Below are 24,256 nucleotides of genomic sequence, written 5' to 3' on the forward strand. Positions count from 1 at the left end.
GAGAAAAACCCAGTTCAGAACTGGTCTGTTTTTGGCCGTAAACCGGCCCTACCGATATGAACAACACCATACCGTCGCGCGAGATTGCGCGGCGGTTTGCTTTCTGGAGAAAAATAGGGTCCACCGTCCCGACCTTCAGTCAGCGCACGCCATCCGGCCCAATCGACCGTTATCGAGACTATAATGAGCGCATCAGACCTGCCATTACGCGAAGCCGAACCGGATGCAGCCCGTCTGCGCGCGCTCCTTCGGGCAGTCCGTAACAGCAATGTCTGCGTGCTCTATCAGCGTCCCGATCTGACCTATGCCTGGGGGGAAAATCTACCCGTCTACTGGCAAAATAACTGGAAAGCCGGCGGCACCGACGAGGATTTCATCGTTTCCACATCGCTCGCCAAGCTGAAATCGGCCAAAGAGACGGCGCTTCAAACCATGACGGCGCAGAATGTCGAGCTTTCCATCATGGACGGCAACAAGCTCCACTGGGTCGAACTGCATATCGATTGCGACCGCGATACCAGCGGCAATCTCCTCGGACTGGTGACGACAGCACTGGAAATCAGCGAGCTGAAACGCCGTGAGCAGGTATTGAAAACGCTTTTGCGCGAAGTCAGTCACCGGTCAAAGAACATGCTGGCCATCGTGCAGAGCATCGCCAGCCAGACAGCGCGCTTCACCGACACGATCGATGATTTTCTCCTGAAATTCCGCGGGCGTATCCAGTCGCTGTCCTATTCACAGGATCTGGTGACTGATTCCAACTGGCGCGGCGCGCTTTTCCGCGACCTTGTCCATTCTCAGGTGGAAAAATATATCGACGTCACCGATGAGCGACTCAGTCTCGAAGGAGACAACCCCTATCTATTCCCGGGCGCCGCCTTGCATGTCGGTTTGGCGCTGCATGAGCTGGTGGTCAATGCGACCTCATTCGGTGGCCTTTCGATCCCTTATGGCCGTGTGGCGATTTCGGCAGAAGTCGTCCGCACCGAAAACGAAGGCGAAAAGCTGGTCTTCCGCTGGGAAGAAACCAATCCGGCCATGCCGGAGGTCTATCAGCACGATCCCCGTTTCGGCAGCGCTGTGCTTCAGCGCATAGTCCCCGCCTCGGTCAATGGCCAGGCGCAATACCGCATCGATGGCACCGGCGCTGTCTATTCGCTGACCATACCGGACGAACAGTTCGATTCCTGATTTCCAGACAACACTCCGGCCCAAATAAAAGCCGTCATGGACGAACCATGACGGCTTATTAAAAAAGAGCGAAACGCCTGCTGGCACAACGGTTAACCGTCTGCGCGGCGTTCACGCCGTCCACCCTTGTTGGGGGAGTTGGGGCGAACTGTGAAGACCGTGTTGGGGGGCGGGGTCACGGGCTTCATGGACCAAAAACGCAGGCCCTGGAATTTGGTTCCGTCAGGATTTTATTTTTTTGCAATAAAGTTCGAGACGGTGATGAACGATCTCATAGCCGAGCGAGCGGGCGATTTCTTCCTGCAATTTTTCGATCTTGTCGGAGCGGAATTCAACGACCTCGCCGGAATCCATATCGATGATATGGTCGTGATGGGCGCCGCTTGCCTGTTCGAACCGCGACGGACCGCCGGCAAAGGCATGACGATGGATGGCGCCGCGCTCTTCCAAAAGCTTCATGGTGCGGTAAACGGTCGAAAGCGAAATGCTGCTGTCGATCTCGACCGCCCTGCGAAAAATCTCCAAAGCATCCGGATGATCTTCCGTTTCAGTCAGAATATTCAGGATGATGCGGCGCGGGCGCGTGATGCGCACCCCGGCCTGTCGCAATTCCTGTTCGTAATCGGGCTTTTTGTAACGTTCGCTCATAAGCTGATTATGCACCCTCCCGCCGCCAGTTGCAAATTTTCGCAACTGGAATGAGGCAATCTCCCCATCGATTTAAATGAGGCTCTCAAGCGCCATATTTATTGCCAAAGGTTTTTGGCGGAAAACCTATTGCGATTGTGAGGAATGCCTACCGAAAATATCTTCAAAATCATTCAAAAGTTTATTTGGAGGGTCTTGTCATGAAAAACTTGGTCGGCCTCGTATTGTATTCAACATTTCTGGTCGCTGCCTCAATGTCCGGTGCCGCCGCAGAGCAAAAATACAACTCTTGTCATTGTATAGAGGGCACTGATCAATGTTTGACCGTTGATCCGTCTGAGGGCGTTAAAACTGTAAAAGCGTCTCAATGCCCAAAATAAGCACAATCACGATAATCTCTTATGATCTCTCCCCGCTTAAGGCGGGGTTTTTATTTGGTCGAAAAGGCACGCTCTCCCATCGCAAAATGTCTGCCCTCTGCGCGGCAAGGAATAACCGGAGTTTATGAGCCATCGAAAAAATGTGCTGGAAATCAATGGTACGCCCAAGGGGAATCGAACCCCTGTTTGCGCCGTGAGAGGGCGCCGTCCTGACCGCTAGACGATGGGCGCATAGGGTCTGCTGCTGGCTGATATAATCGCCCTTACAGAAAAGAGCAATCCGGGAATATAAAAAGGCGGCTCCAGCCGCCCTTTTTGCATTGATAGACAGCCCCGATCTTACTCGACGCTGCCGAGCTTGATGCGCCCGACCACGCGGGATTCGCGATAATCATAGATGATGAGTTCGGTGCCGCCATCGGGCAGCAGCGTTTCCAGCGAAAGCTGATTGCCGGACAGGCTTTGCGACAGAAGGCGGGTGCCGGGCACGAGGTTGATCTGCGACTCGATCAGCTTCGGCGGTTCCGGTTTTACAGGCTGCGCTGCGGTCTGGCCCGGAATATCCGAACGGGCTTCCTGCGTGGCAGGGGTTTCGGGCGCGCGATTGATCTTGTAGACAACAGCGGCGAGCACGGCCATAAGACCGATCAGCATAACGCCGATGGAAACGGCCAGAAGCCGGATCATCTTGCGGCGCACACGTTCCATTGCCGGATCAAGCACAGGCTCGGACGGTTGTTCGTCCTGATAATAGCCCTGCTGATAGTCCTGATATCCTGAATCCTGCTGATTCTGGTATCGCGGATAGTGTGGATCCTGCATTAAATGACTCCGGTTCATGCACCCGTGGCGCGTGATAACGAAGGGAAGAGACAATTGAAAGAACTAATTGCCGACACTGATGCTGCGGGCAAAAGATTGGACCAGTGGCTGGCCGCAGCATTAGGGCCGGAACTCTCCCGCAGTCGCGTTCAGTCCCTGATTGCCGACGGTCATGTGACCATCGACGGCGAACCTGCTCGTGAAACCAAGCAGAAGCTACGCGAAGGCATGAAGATTGCCATCGTGCTGCCCGAGCCTGAACCTGCCGAACCGCAAGGCGAGAACATTCCCCTCGATATTCTTTACGAGGACGATGATCTCATCGTGATCAACAAGCCTGCTGGCCTTGTCGTTCACCCTGGCAACGGCAACTGGACGGGAACGCTTGTCAATGCCCTTATATATCATTGTGGCGATAGCTTGTCCGGCATAGGCGGAATCCGCCGTCCGGGCATTGTTCATCGTCTCGACAAGGATACGAGCGGCGTCATGGTGGTGGCCAAGAACGACCGTTCGCACCGGCATTTGAGCGAACAATTTGCCGACCATGGCCGCACCGGCGATCTGGAGCGCGCTTATCTCGCCCTCGTCTGGGGCATGACCGAGCGCCCGCAGGGTTTCATCGATGCGCATCTCGGGCGCTCGCATCGCGACCGCACGAAGCAGGCCGTGGTGAACGAGGAGCGCGAAGATGCGCGCCACGCTGTCACCCATTATGCGACGGTGGAAAAATTCGGCCCCCGCGAGGATGCCACAGCTTTGGCGTCTCTGGTGGAATGCCGTCTTGAAACCGGTCGCACACACCAGATTCGCGTGCATATGGCCCATATCGGTCATCCGCTGGTCGGCGACATGGATTATGGCAGCGCCTATAAAACCAAAGCGAACAAGCTGCCGGAACCGCTGAAGGAAGCTGTAAACGGCTTTCACAGACAGGCGCTCCACGCCTGGCTTCTGGCCTTCACGCATCCCGCAACCGATGACTTGATGCGTTTTGAAGCGCCCGTGCCCGAAGATATGGAGCACCTACTGGAAAATTTCCGCGCGCACTCCATATAATACTGTCAGGTCTTCCGGTTCTCCCCTGCCTCGCGTCGCATGTAAACATAGCTTTTGAAGCGCATGGGTAGGACCGAACCATTGTCGTTCCGGGTGCAGTTACTTCGAAAACTGCGCCTGGATCATCGGGAACAGTCCGATCCGCTGTGCTTTACAAACGCTTTCTGCAACTTTTCACGCAGATCAGCGTTCACATTGCAGTGACAGATTGTTTCATGAGTTAAAGGATCGTGTTTTCGCCAAAATCATGCCTATATATGGAGGCTCGCGTGAGGGAAGTGCAGGAGGCAGCCCCCGCGACAGGTTCGCCAAATGGGAACCTGAAATTATAAAGGAGGGTGCTCTATGGCCCAAATGAATCTTCCGAGCATTACGTCCGGTGACGGTGGCCTTACCCGTTATCTGGAAGAAATCCGCCGTTTTCCGATGCTTGAGCCGCAGGAAGAATATATGCTGGCCAAGCGTTATCATGAACATACGGATCCGAAAGCCGCTCACAAGCTGGTGACGAGCCATCTGCGTCTCGTGGCGAAGATTGCCATGGGCTATCGCGGTTATGGCCTGCCGATCGGCGAAGTCATTTCCGAAGGCAATGTCGGCCTGATGCAGGCCGTCAAGCGTTTCGAGCCGGAACGCGGGTTCCGTCTTGCCACCTATGCCATGTGGTGGATCAAGGCTTCGATCCAGGAATATATCCTGCGTTCGTGGAGCCTTGTGAAGATGGGCACGACCGCCAACCAGAAGCGTCTGTTCTTCAATCTGCGCAAGATGAAGAGCAAGATTCAGGCGCTCGACGATGGCGATCTCCGCCCGGATCAGGTCAAGCAAATCGCGACCAAGCTGAATGTCAGTGAAGACGAAGTGGTTTCCATGAACCGCCGTCTGTCGGGTGACGCCTCGCTCAATGCGCCGCTGCGTGCAAGCGAAGGTGAATCCGGCGAATGGCAGGACTGGCTGGTCGATGACAGCAACAGCCAGGAACAGGTTCTGATCGAACAGGACGAGTTGGAAAACCGCCGCTCGATGCTTGAACAGGCCATGGACACGCTGAATGATCGCGAGCGTCGTATCTTCGAAGCCCGCCGTCTTTCCGACGATCCGATGACGCTGGAAGACCTGTCCAGCGAGTTCGGTATCAGCCGCGAGCGCGTGCGCCAGATCGAAGTGCGCGCCTTTGAAAAGGTGCAGGCTGCCGTCAAGGCTGCCGCATTCAAGCAGCAAAAGGCGCTGAACCACGTCGAGGAAGCGCACGCATAAAGGCTTAAACCTTAAGCACTTTTTTCTGCCGCAGGATGCGTGAAGCGCCCTGCGGCAGATTTATTTAGGGGCACGGCTATTCTGTCGCCTCCCCGGTTTCCAGCTCAAAACCCTCATCGATCCAGCCGGTTATCCCGCCAGCCATGAGCTTGACCGGCCTGCCGAGATCGGCGAGCCGCAAGGCGCCACGCGCCGCACCATTGCAATGCGGTCCCGCGCAATAGGTGACAAACACTGTCTCTTCCGGCCATTTTGCCATTTTCGAGCCGATGATCTTGCCGTGCGGCAGATTGATCGCGCCCGGCACATGCCCTTTTGCAAACTGGCTTGGGCTGCGCACATCGAGAAGCACAAAATCGGCCCCCTTCGAAAGCGCATCATGCACATCCCAGCAATCCGTCTCGAAAGCGAATTGCGCTGCAAAATGGTCGCGCGCCAAAGCGCTTGGCGCGGCTTCAATGGCTGTCACGGCGGATTTGGCCGGGGTCTTCAACGCAATGGTCATGGCGATCTCCTGTTGTAATGTTCGCCATTCTTTTCGCCTGAACATCATCGCGCTTGCAATTGGCGCGATTGACAATATACGTAAAGATCATGACAAAACAGACGCCACAAACCGCCGGCCCGCTGGTCGTCGCCCTTCTCTACGATGGACTCTGCACGTTCGAATTCGGCATCGTGGCAGAAATCTTCGGTCTGCCCCGCCCGGAAATGGGGCCGGACTGGTATCGCTTTGCCAGCTGCCCGATTGAGGATGGCCCATTGCGCGCGCATGGCGGTTTCGTCATCACCCCGGACCATGGGCCGGAACTGATCGATGAGGCTGACATCATCATCGTGCCGGGCTGGAAAGGCGCCGATATTCCCGTGCCCGAAGCGATCTGCGAAAGACTGCGGCGCGCGCACCGGCGCGGCGCACGGCTGGCTTCGATCTGTTCCGGCGCATTTGTTCTGGCAGCGACAGGTCTGCTTGATGGAGGTGAGGCCACGACCCATTGGCGCTATGCGGAGGCCCTGCGCGCCAGACACCCTGACATTGCGGTCGATGACGCATCGCTCTATCGCGAGCATGATCGTATTTTGACCTCTGCGGGTAGTGCTGCGGGAATGGACTTGCTGATCGAAATCGTGCGGCAGGACTTTGGGCCGGTGGCGGCCAATTCCGTCGCCCGCCGTCTGGTCATGCCAGCGCACCGCACCGGCGGACAGGCGCAGTTTCTCGAAAGGCCGGTCGCCAAACGCGAAGGCGCCGAAATCAGCCCCCTCCTCGATCGGATCAGAAGCAATCTCGGCTCGGAATGGACCATCGAACGAATGGCCAGCGAGAGCCGCATGAGCGCCCGCACTTTTCTGCGGCGTTTTGCGGAAGCGACCGCGACCACGCCCGGCGAATGGCTGGTTGCCGAACGGGTGACGACCGCCAAGCAACTGCTCTGCCAGACCCCGGCCAGTGTGGACGATATCGCCGCTTCCGTGGGCTTTGGCAGCGCCTACACGCTGCGCCACCATTTCCGACAGAAGATCGGCATCAGCCCGGCGGAATATCGCAGACGCTTTCTCGCGGAACCGTCATCCAACCGCAATAAAAGCTTCAAATAACTGCAATGGTAGGCCTTTAGGCACAAAGCGTGTTTCACCGATGCCTAAAGGACATCCCATGAAAAAGCTCCTGCTCGCCGCAGCTCTTGCGCTGACCGCTGCCACTGCCGCATCTGCTTCCGACTATGTTTCCTATCTCGACTATCCGCAGAAGGAACAGGATGGGAAGGAATTCTTCACGGCCATCGAAATTCCGCAGGGCAGCTTCACCAAATACGAAATCGACGACAAGACCGGTCATATCGTTGTTGATCGCTACCAGTCGATGCCGGTCATCTATCCGGCCAATTATGGCTCGATCACCAGCACACTGGCCGGCGACGGCGATCCGCTCGATGCGCTTGTCTACACGCGCGAGCCGATCGTACCGGGCGCCATCATCAAGGTTCGCCCGATCGGCGTCCTGAAGATGATCGATGGCGGCGAAAAGGACGACAAGATCGTCGCCGTTCCGGCTTCCGATATCGATCCGACCTACGACAACATCAAGGAAGTCGCCGACCTGCCGAAGATTGAGCAGCAGCGTCTGGAAGCCTTCTTCCGCGTCTACAAGCAGCTGCCGGAAGGCCGCAAGGTCGTGGAACTGGGTGGCTTTGATACCGCTGAAACAGCACAGAACGAAGTTGCCGCAGCCATCGAGGCTTTCACGGAAAAGAACAAGAAATAACGCAGAGATTTCTGCAACCAAAAAGGCCGCTCGCGCGGCCTTTTTTCATTGCAATAACGGTGCTTTAGTTAGCGCCCAGAACGTCGGTGAAGGCTTTCTCGCCCGGAACGCCCTTTTCAAGGCTGATCAGCGCACGGCGACCGTTGCGATAGGAAACCGGAATATCGATCCATTGCAGACGGCGCATCAGCGACAGGTTGGTATCCTGTGCCGTGCGGGCATCATTGAGCCAGATGATAAAGAAATTATCCGCAATCTTGGACGGAACCGCGATCAGCGGGTTACCCGCTGCCTGCTCTGTATCCTTGAAGGTGATGCGCTGAACATTGTCGATCACGCCGCCGGTGAAGCCATCGGGAACGGTGAACACCATCTCGATCAAATGGCTGGCGGGGATGGACTGATCCGTATTCTTGCGGATCGTCATTTTCAGCTGAAGATTGCTCGTCGGCATCGTCACCGTGCCACGGACCGCCGGTTCTTCCGGCTGACCGTCACCCGGACTTTCCTGAATGACCGACCAGACGACATTGCCCTTTTCCACAGAACCGGATTCGGTGCCGCCACGCTCTTCATAAAGCAGCGCCTGCTGACCGACGGCCACAGCCTGCTGCGAGGCCGGTGGCTGCTCGCCCGGTGTCGCCTGCGAGCCAGACGGCGTTGATGCTGCCGTGGATTTGCCTTCGCCGAGACCCGGCGCGCCGCCAGCGGGACCTTCATCGGTTTCGCTGCCATCCGGCATCAAACGCTGGGTGAGCTTCTGCTCGCCAGCCGGTGGTTGAGCCTGATGTTCCGGCGGTAGCGTGGTTTGTTGATCTGCCGTGTGGTTCTCGGCGGGAGGCGGCGTCGTCGTGCCCGCGTCGCCGCTGGCAGGCGTGGACGGCGCATCGTTGCGACCGAGGCTCGATGCGAGTTCCTGAATCTTGTCTTTGTTGGCCCAGACGCCGTAACCCGCGCCGCCCAGAACGAGCAGAGCGACGAGACCGGCAATCAGTCCCTTATAGGAGCGCTTTTCCTTGACGGCGCTGCGCTCGATATATTCGCTGCGGCGCGCCTGCGCTTTTTCCTTGGCGCGGTCGATCTTCCAATCGCCGCTGCGGTCCGCGCTGAACGACGTATCTTCGTCCTGTCCCGCCACGCGATCATGACGCTCCGCAGCCGGTGCGGCAGAAAAAGCGGCGTCGTCATGGTGAGCGCGTGTGGCGCTTACGCCCTGATTCGCTTCCTGCAGAAAATCTTCGAGCGCATCATTGACCGGATCGGGTGACGCCGCAGCTGCCGGCGGCGCATAAAAGGCTTCGACTTCGGCAATCGCATCTTCAAGAATATTGCGCTGGCGTACCGCCACAGCCTGCGAGGCATTTGCCGTCACAAGCTTCTGCTCGATCGTCGCGCGCGCCTTCGCGTAAACGCGCTGGCGTAATTCAGGCGATTTGTCCGCCTGCGCATCGATCGTCTTTTTCAGTACAGCTACAAAATCCGCCATTCCGTCATACCCGGTTTATCGCCCGTTCAGATACCACAAGCACTGGATGCAATTAAATGTCCCAATAATCACAATAATCAAGGGAAAGCAAAGTGTCTGGCAGTAATTAAGCGAAGCTTTTCAAAACGATGAGGCGAAATAGCGGCAGATTTGACGAAGCTTCGGGCATTTTCTGGCCAATCTGAACCACCGGACACCACTGCAATGCTCAAAAACTGAAAACCCGAAGCAGTTTATGCAAAACTGCTTCGGGTTGATCAATACGCCACCTTGAAATGATCAATCCTGGAAAGGATCGGTGACGAGGATGGTGTCTTCGCGTTCCGGGCTGGTGGACAGCATGGCCACCGGAGCGCCGATCAGTTCTTCGATATGGCGAACATATTTGACGGCCTGCGCCGGAAGATCGTTCCACGAACGGGCGCCAGCGGTCGTTTCCGACCAGCCCGGCAGCGTTTCATAGATCGGCTTGACGCGAGCCTGCGCGCCCATGGAGGACGGCAGATAGTCGATGCGCTTGCCGTCGAGTTCGTAGGCAACGCAGATCTTGATTTCGTCCAGACCATCCAGAACGTCGAGCTTGGTCAGCGCGATGCCGGTAATGCCGGAAGTGCGAACCGTCTGACGCACGATCACGGCATCGAACCAACCGCAGCGGCGCTTGCGGCCCGTCACCACGCCGAATTCATGGCCCTTGGTGCCAAGGAATTCGCCGATTTCGTCGTGGAGTTCCGTCGGGAACGGACCTTCGCCAACGCGGGTCGTGTAAGCCTTGGTGATGCCCAGCACATAGCCGATAGCCGTCGGGCCAAGGCCCGAACCGGCAGCAGCCTGACCGGCAACGGTGTTCGACGAGGTCACGAACGGATAAGTGCCGTGGTCGTTGTCGAGCAGAGCGCCCTGCGCACCTTCGAACAGGATACGGTCACCAGCCTTGCGGCGCTCGTCGAGCACGCGCCAGACCTGATCGATATAAGGCAGGATTTCATCGGCAACCGAGGTCAGTTCCTTGAGGATCGTCTCAACGGCGATTTCCTCAAGGCCCATGCCGCGACGCAGCAGATTGTGGTGCGACAGCAGGCGCTCGACCTTGGGCTCCAGCGTTTCCGGCTCGGCCAGATCAATGACACGGATAGCGCGACGGCCGACCTTGTCTTCGTAGGCAGGGCCGATACCGCGCTTGGTGGTGCCGATCTTGAGACCCGAATTGGAGCCTTCGCGCATGGCGTCGAGGTCGCGGTGGATCGACAGAATGAGCGGCGCGTTTTCGGCAATGCGCAGAACGTCGGGAGAAATCTCGATGCCCTGTGCGCGCAGCTTCGCGACTTCAGAGACGAAATGGTGCGGATCGACGACGACGCCGTTGCCGATGACGCTGAGCTTGCCGCGCACCAGACCCGATGGCAGCAGCGAAAGCTTGTAGCTGACGCCATCGATAACAAGCGTATGACCGGCATTGTGACCGCCCTGATAGCGCACGATGACGTCGGCGCGTTCGGACAGCCAGTCCACGATCTTACCCTTGCCCTCGTCGCCCCATTGCGACCCGACGACAACCACATTTGCCATTTAAGAAAACTCCTCGGTCGGCATGAAGCATTTCCAGCAAAAGTGTGAAGCGGTTTTGCGTTCGGAAATGCGTAAAACTAACTATTGGCCTTTAACAACCCAAGGATCGCAAGCTTCCCCGAAAGGTTCACGGGGTGCTGATCCCTCGTCTCTATACAGACTGAATCCCGCTTGCGCGACTCTTTCGTGCAAAAAAATCACGATTTTCGACCGGCGCGGGAGTTTTACCCTGCTCTCACCATGTAAATGGCATCATCAGAGTAGCTTTTCAGCTTTTCTTCCAGTGCTGGCAGGTCGCGGGACACAAATCCCTTCTTTTCCCAGAAACCTTCGGAGTTATTCACGGCCACCAATGACATGGTGAAAAAGCCGTCTGTTTCGGCCTGGGCGGCCATCAGTTCCAGCACGCGCGTGGCGGCACCGGCGGAGCGGGCGGCGGGCAAAAGCGCAATATCGTGGATATAGTAGGTGCTGGTGTCTTCCGGCAGTTCGCCGAGAACCGAATTCAGCGCGGGCACCGTATCGAGTTTCCAGGGATGGCTGATGCCATAACCCAGAATGTCATTGTCACGGGCATAGACGAAGCAACCCGCCGGATAGAGCTTGAAGCGGTCCCGGAAGACCGCCTCATCTTCGAAAAAGTCGAGATGGACCACATTGGCTACCACAGTCACGCGCTCGATATCCTGCTCGTGCATGCGCCGCCATTCCGGCTGTGCCATCTCTTCAGTCATGTTTTCAAACTTCTCCGACGTTGAACTCAAGCGGTGTTGCCGCTCTGATTGCCTCCTGAGCTATCAGTTCGTCAAGTGCTGCCTGCGGAATCTGTTCATCCACATAGAGCATGGCAATGGCGTCGCCACCGGGATGATCGCGTCCAAGCGAGAAATTTGCGATATTGATATTGTGCTTGCCGCAGATCGTGCCGAGCAGGCCGATCATGCCCGGAACGTCCTTGTTGGTGACGTAGAGCATGTGCGGACCGACCTCGGCATCGAGGTTGATTCCCTTGATCTGGATGAAGCGCGGCTTGCCATCCGAGAAGCAGGTTCCGGCGATGGAGCGCTCGCGCAGCGTCGTGCGGACGGTCAGCTTGATATAGCCGTCGAAAATGCCGGACTTGTCGCGCTTCACTTCCGAAACGATGATGCCGCGCTCCTTCACCATGATCGGCGCCGAAACCATGTTGACATCGGCGACCTGCGGGCGAATGAGACCGGCCAGAGCCGCACTCAGCAAAGCGCGGGTGTTCATCCCGGAGGTGGAACCGTCGAACAGCACTTCCACTTCCTCAATCGGCTCATCCGTCACCTGACCGACAAAAGCGCCGAGAACTTCCGCCAGCTTGACGAAAGGCCGCAAGCGCGGCGCTTGTTCCGCCGTGATCGACGGCATGTTGATGGCGTTGGAAACCGCACCCTTGGTGAGATAGTCCGACATTTGTTCGGCCACCTGAAGCGCGACATTTTCCTGCGCTTCCGAGGTCGAAGCCCCCAGATGCGGCGTGCAGACGACATTCGGCAGGGTGAAAAGCTCATTCTCCGTCGCGGGCTCGGTTTCGTAAACATCGATACCGGCACCGGCCACGTGACCGGACTTCAATGCGGCAATGAGGTCCTTTTCAACGATCAGACCACCGCGCGCGCAATTGATGATACGGACGCCCGGCTTGGTTTTGGCAAGGCTTTCCGCATTGATGAGATTGCGGGTCTTGTCGGTGAGTGGCGTGTGCAGCGTGATGAAATCGGCGCGGGCGAGCAATTCGTCCAGCTCGACCTTTTCGACGCCCAGTTCCTGCGCACGGGCTTCCGACAAAAACGGATCGAAAGCCACCACATGCATCTTGAGGCCAATGCCGCGCGTGGCGACAATCGAACCGATATTGCCGCAACCGACGACACCGAGCGTCTTGCCGGTGATTTCCACGCCCATGAAGCGGTTCTTTTCCCACTTGCCGGCGCGGGTGGAAGTGTCGGCTTCCGGCAACTGACGCGCCACGGCGAACATCAGCGCAATGGCATGTTCCGCTGTGGTGATCGAATTGCCGAAAGGCGTATTCATCACGATGATACCGCGACGCGAAGCAGCCGGGATATCAACATTGTCCACGCCGATACCGGCGCGACCGACAACCTTGAGATTTTTAGCAGCGGCGATCAGCTTTTCCGTGACCTTCGTGGCCGAACGAATTGCCAGACCGTCATACTGACCGATAACTTCGAGGAGCTTTTCCTTATCCTTGCCGAGATCGGGCAAGTAATCGACTTCAACACCGCGATCCTTGAAAATCTGGACGGCAGTGGGCGAAAGCTTATCGGATACGAGAACGCGAGGTGCCATTTGGGCCTCCTTCAAACAATTCCTGACCAAGCATTTCAAACCGTGAGCTTGCAGATAGGCACCGCATTGGGCTCATGCGAAATGCTGCAAATATTTTGGGAATGCGAGCCGTGGCCGAACGACTGGCCACGGCTTAACAGGAACGCGCCTCAGGCAGCAGCCTTGAGTGCAGCTTTCTGCGCTTCAAAAGCCCACTCGAGCCAATGGGTCAGCGCTTCCAGATCGGACGTCTCAACCGTCGCACCGGCCCAGATACGCAGGCCCGAAGGCGCATCGCGATAAGCGCCGATGTCATAGGCAACGCCTTCCTTTTCCAGCGCCGTAACCATTCCCTTGGCGAAAGCAGCCTGAGCTTCGGCAGAAAGTGCGGTCACTTCCGGATCGACGATGGTCAGGCAAACGGAGGTGTTGGAACGGTTTTCCGGCTTCGCGGCCAGATTGGCGATCCATGGCGTCTTGGCCACGAAAGCATCCAGAACGGCAAAATTGCTGTCGGCTCGTCCGACCAGACCATCAAGGCCGCCAATCGACTTCGCCCAGTTAAGCGCGTCGAGATAGTCTTCCACGCAGAGCATGGACGGCGTGTTGATGGTTTCGCCGACGAAGATGCCTTCGATCAGCTTGCCGCCGGAAGTCATGCGGAAAATCTTGGGCAGCGGCCATGCAGGCTTGTAGCTTTCCAGACGTTCCACGGCGCGGGGGCTGAGGATCAGCATGCCATGTGCGCCCTCGCCGCCCAGAACCTTCTGCCAGGAGAAGGTCACGACGTCGAGCTTCGCGAAATCCAGACGCTGCGCGAAAGCCGCAGAGGTGGCATCACAGAAGGTCAGACCCTTGCGATCGGCCGGGATGAAATCGGCGTTCGGTACGCGCGCGCCCGACGTTGTGCCGTTCCAGGTGAAGACGACATCGCGGTCGAAATCGACCTGCGAAAAATCGACAATCTCGCCGTAAGGCGCCACAAAAGTGCGGACATCTTCGAGCTTGAGCTGCTTGGTCACATCCGTAACCCAGCCCGCGCCGAAGCTCTCCCACGCGACCATATCGACGCCACGCGCGCCGAGCATGGACCACAGCGCCATTTCCACAGCGCCGGTATCGGATGCCGGAACGATGCCGATGCGGTAATCGGCAGGCACCTGCAGGATTTCGCGGGTAAGGTCGATGGCGTCCTTCAGCTTGGTCTTGCCGATTTTCGCGCGATGCGAACGGCCAAGAGCGGCATCGACCAGCGCATCAAGCGACCAGCCGGGACGTTTTGCACAGGGACCGGATGAAAAATTAGGGTTAGCCGGGCGAACTACCGGCTTCGCAATCGTCGTCATGTTGTTTCTATCCTCTCAGATAGCACGCGTCTCGGTGGGGAGACGTGGCCCACTGATGGGAATAGCGGAAAGCGCATTTTTCCACAACGGGGCTTTTCAGGAATATTTTGCTCTTAACTGCCGCACGATATCAAAATTCGTAGAACGGTGTTGCCGCAACAAAAAAGGGCCCGGAAGGGCCCTGTTTTCAGCCTGCTTTCAATCGCACTGACTACCAGGTCGTGAAACGGATACCGGCGCGCAGCTGATGCGACTTGATATCCTGATCGCTGATTGTGATGCCATTGCCACTGACGACATCACCGCTGCTGATGACGCCGTAACGATAGCCGAGATCGAGCTTGATGTTCGAGGCAACATCGATGCCGACACCAGCCATCAGCGCCCAGGCGAACCGATAGTCATCGTCGGACTTCAGATCGCCGACGCCAGTATCGAATGTATAGCGCACATTAGCAAAGCCGAGGCCCCCGCCGAGATAGGGCGTGAAGCCTGCGAAATTGCCGAGGTCCACATAGGCGTTGGCCATCATGTCCCAGATACGGGCTTCGGCGGGAAAATCTTCCATATCCTGCTTGGAATAGCTGCCCGTCACATCGGCGCGCAGATAATCAGTGAACTGATAACCGATACCGACCGAAGGCACGAAATTCTTATCCAGATCGAAGCTTTCGGAAATGCTGTTCCCGAACTGATCGCGGGCCGAAAGGCCGGTTTTGGAAGAGATATTGTAACCGAGATCGCCGCGCAAATACCAGCCGGAGCCGACTTCAACCGGCTGCGCTTCGACAATTGGCTCATAGCCGACGGCATCGAGATCGGCCGCCGAGGCAACGGATACAACGCTGAAACCCGCCAGAACAATGGCCGACAGATCGAGAGCACGCCACTTCGCAAACATGATGAGAACCCCGCTCATAAGAATTATCTCAATTATGAACACCTATGGTTAACGCCCGATAAAAATTGGGGGGTCATTCAAGCGAAGCCGCAAAGAAAAAGGCCCGGTTTCCCGGGCCCTCAACAATCAGATATCTCTGTATTCGCTTACTTGTAGACGGGGCCGTCCACAATGGTCGAAACCTGCTGTGGAGCATAAGGCGCATTCGTTCCGCCGAACATGTAGCGCAGGCCGACACGGAAGTCATGAATGTCCATGCCCTTGTCGTAACCGTCGCCAATATACTGGTTGCCTTCAAACATCTTGCCGCCATTGATATGGCGATAGCGATAACCGGCATCGAGCTTGAGGTTCTGCGTCAGATCAACCGAAGCACCGGCCATGAGGGCGTAGGTGAAGCGCCAGTTGGCCGTGCCTTCCATGGAGCCGCCATAGCGCACATCGTCCAGATCGCTCCATCTGACGCGCGTTCCACCGATACCGGCGCCGACATAAGGCGTGAAGCCGCTGAAGTTGCCGAGATCGACATAGGCATTAGCCAGGATCGACAGCGCCGAGAAATGGGCGCGTTCATCGGAAGCGCAATTCAGATCGCCGTTGCAGGCTTCACCGAATGTATTGCCCTCGAACTTTGCGCGGGTCATGTAATCGATCGTCAGATCGGTACGGAAGTAATCCGTCAGCTGGTAGCCGACGCCGCCGCCGATCAGGAAAGAGCCTTTCAAGTCGCCATAAAGCGTGTTGCTGCCGAATGTCGACGGACCGCAATCGCAATTGTCGATCGTTGAGTAATCCGCATCCTTGAATTTCGGCTTGGAATAGCCGAGATCGCCGCGCAGATACCAGCCGCCAACGGCAGGCGGCGCTACAACAACTTCCGGAACCACCGGCGGTTCGATCATATCGGCCGCCAAAGCGCCCGTAGCCATCATGGCGACAGATGCAGCCAAGCCGCCGAAAAGAGTTTTCACAAGACCGTTCATCATCTGCCCCATTGAAATATCATGACGCCAGAGCGTCATCCTCGCTTTCTGTAGGGAACATAATTTTGAAAGGTTAATTACAACTTAACCTTGTTTTTTAACGATCCTTTTTAATAAATCTTAGACGTAGCTAAAATAAAAACGGCGCGTAGAGACGCGCCGTTTCAATCATTCGAATTTTTATTATTAAGTTAAGCCGCGTTGCCCACCGACGAGATGACATCGACAATATCGTTGACCACTTTCTCAACCAGAACGCGATCATCGCCCTCGGCCATCACGCGGATCAGTGGTTCGGTCCCCGATGGGCGGATCACGAGGCGGCCCTGCACGCCAAGACGCTCGCGCGCTTCATCGATGGCGTGTTTTACATTCTTATTTTCCAGCGGCTTGCCACCGGCAGTGCGCACATTCTTGAGCAATTGCGGCACGGGTTCAAACTTGCGGCAGATGTCGCTGAGCGGCTTTTCCGCTTCCTGCATGACAGCCAATATCTGCAAGGCGGAGATCAGTCCGTCCCCGGTCGTCGCGAAATCTGACAGGACGATGTGGCCGGACTGTTCGCCACCCACATTGAAGCCATGTTCGCGCATATGCTCGACCACATAGCGGTCGCCCACCTTGGTGCGGGCGAGCGTCAGATTGTGATCGGTCAGGAAACGCTCCAGTCCGAGATTGGACATGATGGTCGCGACAATGCCGCCGCCGGTCAGCCGGTCGCTATTGGCCCATGATTCGGCAATCACCGCCATCAGCTGGTCACCGTCGATTACCGATCCGGTTTCATCGACGAGCAGCACGCGATCCGCGTCGCCATCCAGCGCAATGCCGACATCGGCGCGCAGTTCCTGCACCTTCTTCATCAGGCCGATCGGATGGGTCGAACCGCAATCCTCGTTAATATTGATGCCGTTCGGCTCGTCATTGATAGTGATGACTTCCGCGCCAAGCTCCCAGAGCGCTGCCGGAGCCACCTTATAGCCAGCACCGTTGGCGCAATCGATCACCACACGCAGACCGTTGAGCGCGATGTTGCGCGGCATGGTGCGCTTGGCAAATTCGATATAGCGATAGATGTCGCCGTCGACGCGCTTGGCCTTGCCGATGGCCCCATGGCTTGCCAGCAGTGAGGACAGATCGCCCTCGATCAGCGTTTCGATCTGAAGCTCGATCTCGTCTGACAGCTTGAAGCCATCGGGACCGAACAGCTTGATGCCGTTGTCGTAATAGGGATTGTGCGAAGCCGAAATCATCACGCCGATATCTGCGCGCAGCGAACGGCAGAGCATGGCGACAGCCGGTGTCGGGATCGGCCCCAGCAGGAACACATCCATGCCCGCCGCCGTGAAACCGGCAACCAGTGCGTTTTCCAGCATATAGCCCGAACGGCGCGTATCCTTGCCAATCACCACCCGCGAAACCTGACCCGAACGGCGGAAAATATGGCCCACCGCCATGCCGACCTTCATGGCCACATCAGGCGTCATGGGGAAACTGTTCGCCTGTCCGCGAATGCCGTCAGTTCCGAAGTATTTCCGTGTCATATGTTTAGCCTTGCGTTGAGCCACTTCGCCATCCCGGCGCCGTCGATATATGCCGCTCCTTTCAACCGGAGCGCAATAGTCGCGCAGGCCCGCAACTCTGACGGCGAATTTCTGGGTTAATATCCTAAAATGCCTGTTCTATGCAATTTCGTCTTTGGCAGCGTCCAAAGCGATGCCGGTCGCTAAAGTTGTATCCCTCAAAAGATGATGCACCGAAATCGTTAACCGAGCCTTTGCAGGGCTTGGCAGCTGTCTTGGAGATATAATCAAAAAGAAAGCCGGGCGAAACCCGGCTTTCTTCGTCTGTTTGCCATAAGCAACTTATTGCGGCTGCGGCTCCATGCCGGGTTCATTCCCCGGTTCGCCGCTGCTCTTGCGCTTGCGCGGGCTACCCGCCTTCGGAACACCGGAACCGCGCGACGGCGTATCATTGCCCTGATCGCGCGACGGCTTGTTGCCCGCGATCAGTTCCTTGATCTCGTCGCCCGACAGCGTTTCATATTCCAGAAGACCCTCGGCGAGCGCGATCCAGTCCTTCTTCTTCTTGGTCAGGATGCGGGTCGCTTCGGCATAGGCCTCGTCGATCAGGCGACGCACTTCGGCATCAATGATCTGCGCGGTTTCTTCCGAAATATTCTGCGTGCGCGAGACCGAGTGACCGAGGAAGACTTCTTCCTGATTGTCACCGTAAGCCACACGACCGAGCTTGTCGGAGTAACCCCACTGGGTGACCATGGACCGGGCGAGCTTGGTTGCCTGCTGGATGTCCGACGATGCACCAGACGTGATATTTTCCTTGCCGAATTTCAGCTCTTCTGCCACGCGACCGCCCATCATGATGGCAAGACGCGACACCATCCAGGTATAGGTGGCCGAATAACGGTCGCCTTCCGGAAGCTGCATGACCATGCCCAGCGCACGACCGCGCGGAATGATGGTCGCCTTATGGACAGGATCAGCGGCAGGCACGTTGAGCGCCACGATGGCGTGACCTGCCTCGTGATAGGCCGTGTTGGCCTTTTCTTCCGGCGTCATGGCGGAGCGGCGTTCCGCACCCATCATGATCTTGTCCTTGGCGTCTTCGAATTCCTGCATGGTGACGAGACGCTTGTTGCGGCGCGCTGCCATCAGGGCGGCTTCGTTGACGAGGTTCATCAGATCCGCGCCGGAGAAGCCCGGCGTACCGCGTGCGACGACCTTGAGATCGACATTGGGTGCCAGCGGCACGTTGCGCACGTGCACCTTGAGGATCTGTTCGCGGCCGACGATATCCGGGTTCGGCACCACGACCTGACGGTCGAAACGGCCCGGACGCAGCAATGCCGGGTCAAGAACGTCCGGACGGTTGGTCGCGGCAATCAGAATGATCGATTCGTTGGCTTCGAAACCGTCCATCTCGACCAGCAACTGGTTGAGGGTCTGTTCGCGTTCGTCATTACCGCCGCCGAGACCGGCGCCACGATGACGACCGACAGCGTCGATTTCGTCGATGAAGATGATGCAAGGCGCATTCTTCTTGGCCTGTTCGAACATGTCGCGGACGCGGCTTGCGCCAACACCGACGAACATTTCAACGAAATCCGAACCGGAAATGGTGAAGAACGGCACATTGGCTTCGCCCGCAACCGAGCGCGCCAGAAGGGTCTTACCGGTTCCGGGAGGGCCAACGAGCAGCACGCCGCGCGGAATCTTGCCGCCGAGACGCTGGAACTTCTGCGGATCGCGCAGGAATTCGACGATTTCTTCAAGGTCCTGCTTGGCTTCGTCGACGCCAGCCACATCCTGGAAGGTGACGCGACCATGCGCTTCGGTCAAAAGCTTCGCCTTCGACTTGCCGAAGCCCATCGCACCGCGCGAGCCACCCTGCATCTGGCGCATGAAGAAAATCCACACGCCAAGGATCAGGATCATCGGCAGCCACGACAGGAGAATGCCAATCAGCGAACTGGAGCCGTCGCTTTCGGGACGGGCAGTGATCGCAACATCCTTGCTTTCAAGCCGCGCGACGAGGCCCGTATCGCCAGGCGAATAGGTCTGGAACGTCGAGCCATTGTCGGCAAAGGTGCCGGTAATGCGCTCGCCGGTAATCGTGACCGATTTCACCCGACCATTGGATACGTCGTCAATAAATTGCGAATAGGAAACTTCACGGGAATTCGTGCGCTGACCAGGGCTCTGGAACAGGTTGAACAGCGCGATCAAAAGAAGAGCAATGATCGCCCAGAGGGCGAAGTTGCGATAGTTCGGATTCATATCGGGTCCAATCGATACCACGGCCGTTCCGCAACCGCGGAACGATGTTTCGATCTAACATAGGATCGAAGGAAGGCGTTGCCAAGGCGCGTATCACGCCGCATGGGAGATTCTTCCCACTCTGGTTTATAAAAATTAGGAGTTTAGCGAAGTTTGACGGCCAATCCGCTTTTCGATCGCCTGGGCAAGTGCAAAATCATATCCCGGCAACACATGATCGAACAAAGCGAAATGCCGCTCCATACGAACTTCCGCCGGGAGATTCTGCCCCGGAAGGAACGGAAGAGAGACAATCTTTCCGTCCGCATAGACCGCGGGCAGCACCAGAAGCGCTTCGCGCCATCGCGTATTTGTTTCTGAAGGATTTTCCGGGAGGGACACTGGAGAATCGGTCAGAAAATCGATCAGCGCCTGTCGTCCCGGCGCGGCGAATTCAAAATCGCGGTCGCCTGTATTGAAAAAGCGGAAGCGCCCATCCCAGATGCAACTACCCCCGGCGGGCAACGGCACGGACGGCAAATTGCGCCGCTCGCGGCGAAAGCGATGCGGCTGCCCTTTGGCTCCCCGCTCGATCAACGCGCCAAAAATGGTCAATCTTTCGTGTTTTTGGCTTTCGTGTTCGCCCAACAGGATGCGTTCAATACGCACCCGCTCGGCGTCGCCCGGCAGGAAACGCCGCCCGCCAGCCAGGGAAGCCACGAGGCCGGAAAAGAGCCGCCGCACGGTTTCGGGCAAGGCGGCATAAATGGCCGGGTTGATTTCCATCCGGTCGCAAACATCCACATGCAAACTCGCCGGATCAGCCAAGGCCGCAACGAGAGCGGCGTTGTCGCGCTTGCGCGCCGCGCTGGCCAAAGCCACTTGCGCCAGAACAATCTGCGGATCGGCATCGGCAGCAGCGCCCTGGCGAACACGCGGGCGCTCGTAATCCGTATTGGTATTGCTCGGATCATCGACCCAGCGGAGACCTTTCGCTGTCAGTTCGTCCCGCAATGCCTGCCGCGAAACGGAAAGCAACGGTCGGATCAGTTCGACAGACCCTTCCAGCCACGATTGAGCGGCCATGGCGGCAAGCCCCCTCGCCTCCGCATGGTGGCTGCGCTCCTTGCGCATCAGGAAAGTCTCGATCTGGTCATCCTGCGTATGGCCGGTCACGATCACACTCGCGCCCGCTTCATGCGCCGCCTGCACCAGAAGCCGGTAGCGCGCGCTGCGCGCGGCTGCGGCCAGCCCCTGCGTCGGCTTGGGATCGTCCCATGCCAGAATGCGGTGCGCGATACCGTGTTCACGGCACAGCACCCCGACATTTTCAGCCTCTTCGGCTGATTCGGGACGCAAGCGATGATCAACAGTCACCGCCAGCAATGCCGGGCAGTGAACCAGTGTCGCCAAATAATCCTTAAGCAGGAACAGCATTGCCAGCGAATCGCTGCCACCGGAAACGGCCGCAATAACAGTCTTTGCCTGATCCAGATGAAAAGATTTAAAAATATCAGTCGGGGAAAGCCCCACGAAACAACTCCGCAATCAGCACTTTACGCGTGTGCGTTCTTCGGCAACGCGCTTCAAAATGGCGGGAGCCGCTTTGGGATAACGTTGCGGAATCTGCTCGAAAGTCGCACAGGCAACGTCGTGATTGTCCATTTTCTCAAGCGTCATGCCGAGCTTGAACATGTTTTCCGGCGCACGGCGGGAATCGGGATAGTCGCGCTGCGTGTCGATGAACACGGTCGCGGCTTCCGGATAACGCCCCTGACCGTAAAGCGATTCTCCCAGCCAGAAGCGCGCTTCCGCCGTCTGTGGATCAGCCGGATAGCGCTTCACATGCTGGCGGAAACCCGATTCGGCAGCTTTGTAGTCACCCGACATCAGATACTGATACGACGCCTGATAGAGCGTGTTCGGATTATCGCCCATTGGCAGCGAAGCAACCGCCGTGCCGTCCTGCGCGCCGCCATTCCCAGCGGAACCCTGGCCAGCAGGCAGACCGCCCTGTTCGACGGGGCGTGGTGTAGCACTCAACGAATCGCCGATTACATTGCCACTCGAATCGAACCGGATAGACCCCAATGTCTGCGGCGGCTCGCCGCGCTGGGGGCCGCCCTGCGCCATCGCGCCCGAACCGGTTGTACCAGTAGCAAGAGAATCGGCGCCGACTGCGCCCGATTGTGCGGTCTGCGGTGCATCCAGAGCTGGTGTCCGGTCCGAAATCGAACCGTCCTGACCGGCACTTGCGGAAACCCCGGCATCAGGGTTTCCGGCGGCACCGCTGCTGGCGAGAGCGCTACCATCGCTGGAACCGCCGCCATTGCCCAACCGCTCACCGGTTTCGGCGCGCTTGCCCGTTTCAAGAAACTGGAAGCGCTGCTCATATTCTTCCTGCATTTTCTGCATCTGATCCTGCATTTCGAGGATCTGGAAGTTCATGGCCTCAGCGCGCATGCCCAGCGTATCGGCCATGCTGACCGCATCGCCTCCGCCCTGCGCACAAAGATCGGCGCCCGGGGCCGGTGCGGCTGCAGCCGACTGACCCGCCACACTCGAAGCCGGTGAGGTGATGCCGTTCTTCTTTTCGAGTTCCTCGAACCGGAATTCGTTGTCTTCCTGCGTTTTTTGCAGCTGATTGTCGGTGAAGGCGATCTGCGCGTCCACATCCTCGATCTTGCCTGTCAGGTTACGCACCAGTTCCTGTAACATGCCGGGGCTCTGGTAGCCGCCATTCTGTGCGGATGCACCGCCGCCACGCATGGCGTCATCGAGAATAGCGGTCGAGCCAACGCTGACGCTATTCTGTCCGCCGCCCTTGCCCTTTTCGAGCGCCTGAAAACGGGCTTCGTTATCGCGATGGATTTTCACGATTCTGTCGCGGAGCTGCAGGATCTTGCTGTAGGATTGCGCGTTCTGATGCGCGAGATTGCACACCTGCTGCGAATACTGGTTTGCACCCGGATCGCCAGTCTGCGCCAAAACCGGAGCACTCGCCAAAAGCGGCAGCATGGCGATTGCCAGTGTCACTTTCCTCATTGTTGTCCTCATTCCCTATTGCCCCTGCGAGTTTACAATGAACAGGATGATCGAGTGCCGCGCCTGAATGCTTGCTGAACACGCCATACCGCACGGCCAGTTCCGCTTTTAGAGCAAATCCGCGAAAAGCAAAGATGCTTTCCCTAACACCACAGCTGCAAATTCGTCAGGCCGTGGCGAAACGAGTGATTTTAGAGCACCGGAGCGGAGCGTACTTAAAAGTACGTGAGCACCGGAGCACAGAAAATTGCTCGTTGCAGACCGGCATCACGAAGAATACAGCTGTAGTGCTAATCGCGGTTCACTATGACAGGAGTAACTTCGGCCAAAGTTTGTCGAAATGCCTGATCAATTGGCATGAAAACAAAAAAAGCGGCCCGAAGGCCGCTTTTCCTGCAACGCTGTTGTGCGTTTGCAAATTTTAGCTGCCGGCACCGTTGAGAACGGTGACTGCGCGGCGGTTCTGCGACCAGCACGAGTCGGCATCGCAAACTGCGACCGGACGTTCGTTACCATAAGAGATGGTGCGCATACGGTTGGTCGGCACGCCACGCGAAGCGAGGAAGTCGCGGGTGGCGGCAGCGCGACGCTGGCCGAGAGCGAGGTTGTATTCGCGCGTGCCGCGTTCGTCAGCATGACCTTCGACGGTGATCGAATATTGCGGGTAACGCTGCAGCCACTGGGCCTGCTTCGAAAGCGTCTGCTGTGCGTCTCCGCGGATCAGCGACGAGTCGAGATCGAAGAAGATGCGGTCGCCGACATTGACCGTGAAGTCCTGCGCCGAGCCGGGCGTTGCCGCGCCTGCACCGCCGAGGCCGAGATCACCGGCATTGTTCGGGAGATTCTTCTTGGATGCGCAACCGGCGACGGCGAGCGACATGAATAGGGCAATAGCGATCGGGCTACGTGCAATCGACTGGATGCGGCGCATGGGCCGAGGCTCCTTAAGATTTGATGTTCCTGCGTAACCAACCAATAATCATATCGAGGTTAATGCAGGCTCAAGAAGTATGGTTAATATTGTCTTGAGACCAAATGCAACCGGCGTTTCCGACTGCAATTCTGCTTTTAGGCCTTGATGGCAAAATGCGGCAGAAACAGGGCTTTTGGGGCGGATTATGGCAATCGCCTTAAATGTAGGCCAAAAACATCGCATATCGCGCGATAAGGACCAATGAAAAAGGCGCGGAACCAAAATCCCGCGCCTT

20 protein-coding genes and 1 tRNA gene are annotated in these 24,256 nt (G+C 57.4%); 5 read left to right on the forward strand and 16 right to left on the reverse strand.

Going from position 1 to position 24,256, the window contains the following annotated elements; translation table 11 throughout:
- Nucleotides 1-183: 183 nt before the first annotated feature.
- Nucleotides 184-1,191 (forward strand): sensor histidine kinase, encoded by a 1,008-nt coding sequence (locus ABWW11_RS20090; RefSeq protein WP_109369729.1) that lies wholly within the window; start codon nucleotides 184-186, stop codon nucleotides 1,189-1,191.
- A gap of 222 nt (nucleotides 1,192-1,413) precedes the next feature.
- Here the strand turns inward: ABWW11_RS20090 and ABWW11_RS20095 are convergent, their stop codons facing one another.
- The 3 genes from ABWW11_RS20095 to ABWW11_RS20105 form a co-directional block, all read right to left on the reverse strand.
- Nucleotides 1,414-1,839, reverse strand: a complete 426-nt coding sequence (locus ABWW11_RS20095) for a Fur family transcriptional regulator (RefSeq protein ID WP_109369730.1) — start codon at nucleotides 1,837-1,839, stop codon at nucleotides 1,414-1,416.
- Between the two features lie 536 nt (nucleotides 1,840-2,375).
- Nucleotides 2,376-2,450: transfer RNA gene (locus ABWW11_RS20100), tRNA-Glu, on the reverse strand.
- Nucleotides 2,451-2,558: 108 nt separating this feature from the next.
- Nucleotides 2,559-3,041, reverse strand: a complete 483-nt coding sequence (locus ABWW11_RS20105; protein WP_109369731.1) for a hypothetical protein — start codon at nucleotides 3,039-3,041, stop codon at nucleotides 2,559-2,561.
- Nucleotides 3,042-3,044: 3 nt separating this feature from the next.
- Here ABWW11_RS20105 and ABWW11_RS20110 point away from each other — a divergent pair, with 3 nt between their 5' ends.
- On the forward strand, nucleotides 3,045-4,100 hold the full coding sequence (locus tag ABWW11_RS20110) for an RluA family pseudouridine synthase (protein ID WP_181376102.1): 1,056 nt from the start codon (nucleotides 3,045-3,047) through the stop codon (nucleotides 4,098-4,100).
- A gap of 345 nt (nucleotides 4,101-4,445) precedes the next feature.
- A complete protein-coding gene (gene rpoH, locus ABWW11_RS20115) occupies nucleotides 4,446-5,357 on the forward strand; it encodes an RNA polymerase sigma factor RpoH (RefSeq protein WP_109369733.1) in 912 nt (303 codons plus the stop codon).
- 76 nt (nucleotides 5,358-5,433) lie between these two features.
- On the opposite strand, the gene ABWW11_RS20120 is transcribed toward rpoH, so the two are convergent.
- Complete coding sequence (locus tag ABWW11_RS20120) at nucleotides 5,434-5,862, reverse strand: rhodanese-like domain-containing protein (RefSeq protein ID WP_109369734.1); 429 nt, start codon at nucleotides 5,860-5,862, stop codon at nucleotides 5,434-5,436.
- 89 nt (nucleotides 5,863-5,951) lie between these two features.
- On the opposite strand from ABWW11_RS20120, the gene ftrA reads away from it, so the two are divergent.
- Both ftrA and ABWW11_RS20130 read left to right on the forward strand, forming a co-directional pair.
- On the forward strand, nucleotides 5,952-6,956 hold the full coding sequence (gene ftrA, locus ABWW11_RS20125) for a transcriptional regulator FtrA (protein ID WP_124915882.1): 1,005 nt from the start codon (nucleotides 5,952-5,954) through the stop codon (nucleotides 6,954-6,956).
- 58 nt (nucleotides 6,957-7,014) lie between these two features.
- Nucleotides 7,015-7,623, forward strand: a complete 609-nt coding sequence (locus tag ABWW11_RS20130) for an inorganic diphosphatase (RefSeq protein ID WP_109369736.1) — start codon at nucleotides 7,015-7,017, stop codon at nucleotides 7,621-7,623.
- 64 nt (nucleotides 7,624-7,687) lie between these two features.
- Here the strand turns inward: ABWW11_RS20130 and ABWW11_RS20135 are convergent, their stop codons facing one another.
- From ABWW11_RS20135 to pal, 12 genes are all read right to left on the reverse strand, one after another.
- On the reverse strand, nucleotides 7,688-9,109 hold the full coding sequence (locus ABWW11_RS20135) for a transcriptional regulator (RefSeq protein WP_109369737.1): 1,422 nt from the start codon (nucleotides 9,107-9,109) through the stop codon (nucleotides 7,688-7,690).
- 279 nt (nucleotides 9,110-9,388) lie between these two features.
- Nucleotides 9,389-10,678, reverse strand: a complete 1,290-nt coding sequence (locus tag ABWW11_RS20140) for an adenylosuccinate synthase (RefSeq protein WP_109369738.1) — start codon at nucleotides 10,676-10,678, stop codon at nucleotides 9,389-9,391.
- A gap of 224 nt (nucleotides 10,679-10,902) precedes the next feature.
- Nucleotides 10,903-11,412, reverse strand: a complete 510-nt coding sequence (locus ABWW11_RS20145) for a GNAT family N-acetyltransferase (RefSeq protein WP_078339468.1) — start codon at nucleotides 11,410-11,412, stop codon at nucleotides 10,903-10,905.
- 4 nt (nucleotides 11,413-11,416) lie between these two features.
- Nucleotides 11,417-13,018 carry a phosphoglycerate dehydrogenase gene (gene serA / locus ABWW11_RS20150; protein WP_319080682.1) on the reverse strand — a complete coding sequence of 534 codons (1,602 nt, stop codon included), beginning with the start codon at nucleotides 13,016-13,018 and terminating at the stop codon, nucleotides 11,417-11,419.
- A gap of 149 nt (nucleotides 13,019-13,167) precedes the next feature.
- Nucleotides 13,168-14,343 carry a phosphoserine transaminase gene (locus ABWW11_RS20155; protein ID WP_109369740.1) on the reverse strand — a complete coding sequence of 392 codons (1,176 nt, stop codon included), beginning with the start codon at nucleotides 14,341-14,343 and terminating at the stop codon, nucleotides 13,168-13,170.
- A gap of 211 nt (nucleotides 14,344-14,554) precedes the next feature.
- On the reverse strand, nucleotides 14,555-15,262 hold the full coding sequence (locus tag ABWW11_RS20160) for an outer membrane protein (RefSeq protein WP_235892027.1): 708 nt from the start codon (nucleotides 15,260-15,262) through the stop codon (nucleotides 14,555-14,557).
- Between the two features lie 128 nt (nucleotides 15,263-15,390).
- Nucleotides 15,391-16,227 carry an outer membrane protein gene (locus ABWW11_RS20165; RefSeq protein WP_109370309.1) on the reverse strand — a complete coding sequence of 279 codons (837 nt, stop codon included), beginning with the start codon at nucleotides 16,225-16,227 and terminating at the stop codon, nucleotides 15,391-15,393.
- 191 nt (nucleotides 16,228-16,418) lie between these two features.
- Nucleotides 16,419-17,771 (reverse strand): phosphoglucosamine mutase, encoded by a 1,353-nt coding sequence (gene glmM / locus ABWW11_RS20170; RefSeq protein ID WP_109369741.1) that lies wholly within the window; start codon nucleotides 17,769-17,771, stop codon nucleotides 16,419-16,421.
- A gap of 321 nt (nucleotides 17,772-18,092) precedes the next feature.
- Nucleotides 18,093-20,024: an ATP-dependent zinc metalloprotease FtsH gene (gene ftsH, locus ABWW11_RS20175; protein WP_109369742.1), complete on the reverse strand. Its 1,932-nt coding sequence runs from the start codon at nucleotides 20,022-20,024 to the stop codon at nucleotides 18,093-18,095.
- 135 nt (nucleotides 20,025-20,159) lie between these two features.
- Nucleotides 20,160-21,536 carry a tRNA lysidine(34) synthetase TilS gene (gene tilS / locus ABWW11_RS20180; protein ID WP_109369743.1) on the reverse strand — a complete coding sequence of 459 codons (1,377 nt, stop codon included), beginning with the start codon at nucleotides 21,534-21,536 and terminating at the stop codon, nucleotides 20,160-20,162.
- Between the two features lie 15 nt (nucleotides 21,537-21,551).
- On the reverse strand, nucleotides 21,552-23,060 hold the full coding sequence (ybgF, locus tag ABWW11_RS20185) for a tol-pal system protein YbgF (RefSeq protein WP_109369744.1): 1,509 nt from the start codon (nucleotides 23,058-23,060) through the stop codon (nucleotides 21,552-21,554).
- Between the two features lie 409 nt (nucleotides 23,061-23,469).
- Complete coding sequence (gene pal / locus ABWW11_RS20190; RefSeq protein ID WP_078339475.1) at nucleotides 23,470-23,979, reverse strand: peptidoglycan-associated lipoprotein Pal; 510 nt, start codon at nucleotides 23,977-23,979, stop codon at nucleotides 23,470-23,472.
- Nucleotides 23,980-24,256 lie beyond the last annotated feature (277 nt).

It is taken from the genome of Brucella sp. NBRC 113783 (assembly GCF_040372265.1).
Taxonomy (GTDB): domain Bacteria; phylum Pseudomonadota; class Alphaproteobacteria; order Rhizobiales; family Rhizobiaceae; genus Brucella; species Brucella teleogrylli.

Bases quoted from the DNA above. Each gene is read 5' to 3' on its own strand.
- rpoH (WP_109369733.1), top strand. From the start codon at position 4,446: ATGGCCCAAATGAATCTTCCGAGCATTACGTCCGGTGACGGTGGCCTT.
- ABWW11_RS20165 (WP_109370309.1), bottom strand. From the start codon at position 16,227: ATGAACGGTCTTGTGAAAACTCTTTTCGGCGGCTTGGCTGCATCTGTC.
- ybgF (WP_109369744.1), bottom strand. From the start codon at position 23,060: ATGAGGACAACAATGAGGAAAGTGACACTGGCAATCGCCATGCTGCCG.
- ftrA (WP_124915882.1), top strand. From the start codon at position 5,952: ATGACAAAACAGACGCCACAAACCGCCGGCCCGCTGGTCGTCGCCCTT.
- serA (WP_319080682.1), bottom strand. From the start codon at position 13,018: ATGGCACCTCGCGTTCTCGTATCCGATAAGCTTTCGCCCACTGCCGTC.
- ABWW11_RS20130 (WP_109369736.1), top strand. From the start codon at position 7,015: ATGAAAAAGCTCCTGCTCGCCGCAGCTCTTGCGCTGACCGCTGCCACT.
- ftsH (WP_109369742.1), bottom strand. From the start codon at position 20,024: ATGAATCCGAACTATCGCAACTTCGCCCTCTGGGCGATCATTGCTCTT.
- ABWW11_RS20105 (WP_109369731.1), bottom strand. From the start codon at position 3,041: ATGCAGGATCCACACTATCCGCGATACCAGAATCAGCAGGATTCAGGA.
- ABWW11_RS20155 (WP_109369740.1), bottom strand. From the start codon at position 14,343: ATGACGACGATTGCGAAGCCGGTAGTTCGCCCGGCTAACCCTAATTTT.
- pal (WP_078339475.1), bottom strand. From the start codon at position 23,979: ATGCGCCGCATCCAGTCGATTGCACGTAGCCCGATCGCTATTGCCCTA.
- glmM (WP_109369741.1), bottom strand. From the start codon at position 17,771: ATGACACGGAAATACTTCGGAACTGACGGCATTCGCGGACAGGCGAAC.
- ABWW11_RS20110 (WP_181376102.1), top strand. From the start codon at position 3,045: ATGACTCCGGTTCATGCACCCGTGGCGCGTGATAACGAAGGGAAGAGA.
- ABWW11_RS20135 (WP_109369737.1), bottom strand. From the start codon at position 9,109: ATGGCGGATTTTGTAGCTGTACTGAAAAAGACGATCGATGCGCAGGCG.
- ABWW11_RS20120 (WP_109369734.1), bottom strand. From the start codon at position 5,862: ATGACCATTGCGTTGAAGACCCCGGCCAAATCCGCCGTGACAGCCATT.
- ABWW11_RS20160 (WP_235892027.1), bottom strand. From the start codon at position 15,262: ATGAGCGGGGTTCTCATCATGTTTGCGAAGTGGCGTGCTCTCGATCTG.
- ABWW11_RS20145 (WP_078339468.1), bottom strand. From the start codon at position 11,412: ATGACTGAAGAGATGGCACAGCCGGAATGGCGGCGCATGCACGAGCAG.
- ABWW11_RS20095 (WP_109369730.1), bottom strand. From the start codon at position 1,839: ATGAGCGAACGTTACAAAAAGCCCGATTACGAACAGGAATTGCGACAG.
- ABWW11_RS20140 (WP_109369738.1), bottom strand. From the start codon at position 10,678: ATGGCAAATGTGGTTGTCGTCGGGTCGCAATGGGGCGACGAGGGCAAG.
- ABWW11_RS20090 (WP_109369729.1), top strand. From the start codon at position 184: ATGAGCGCATCAGACCTGCCATTACGCGAAGCCGAACCGGATGCAGCC.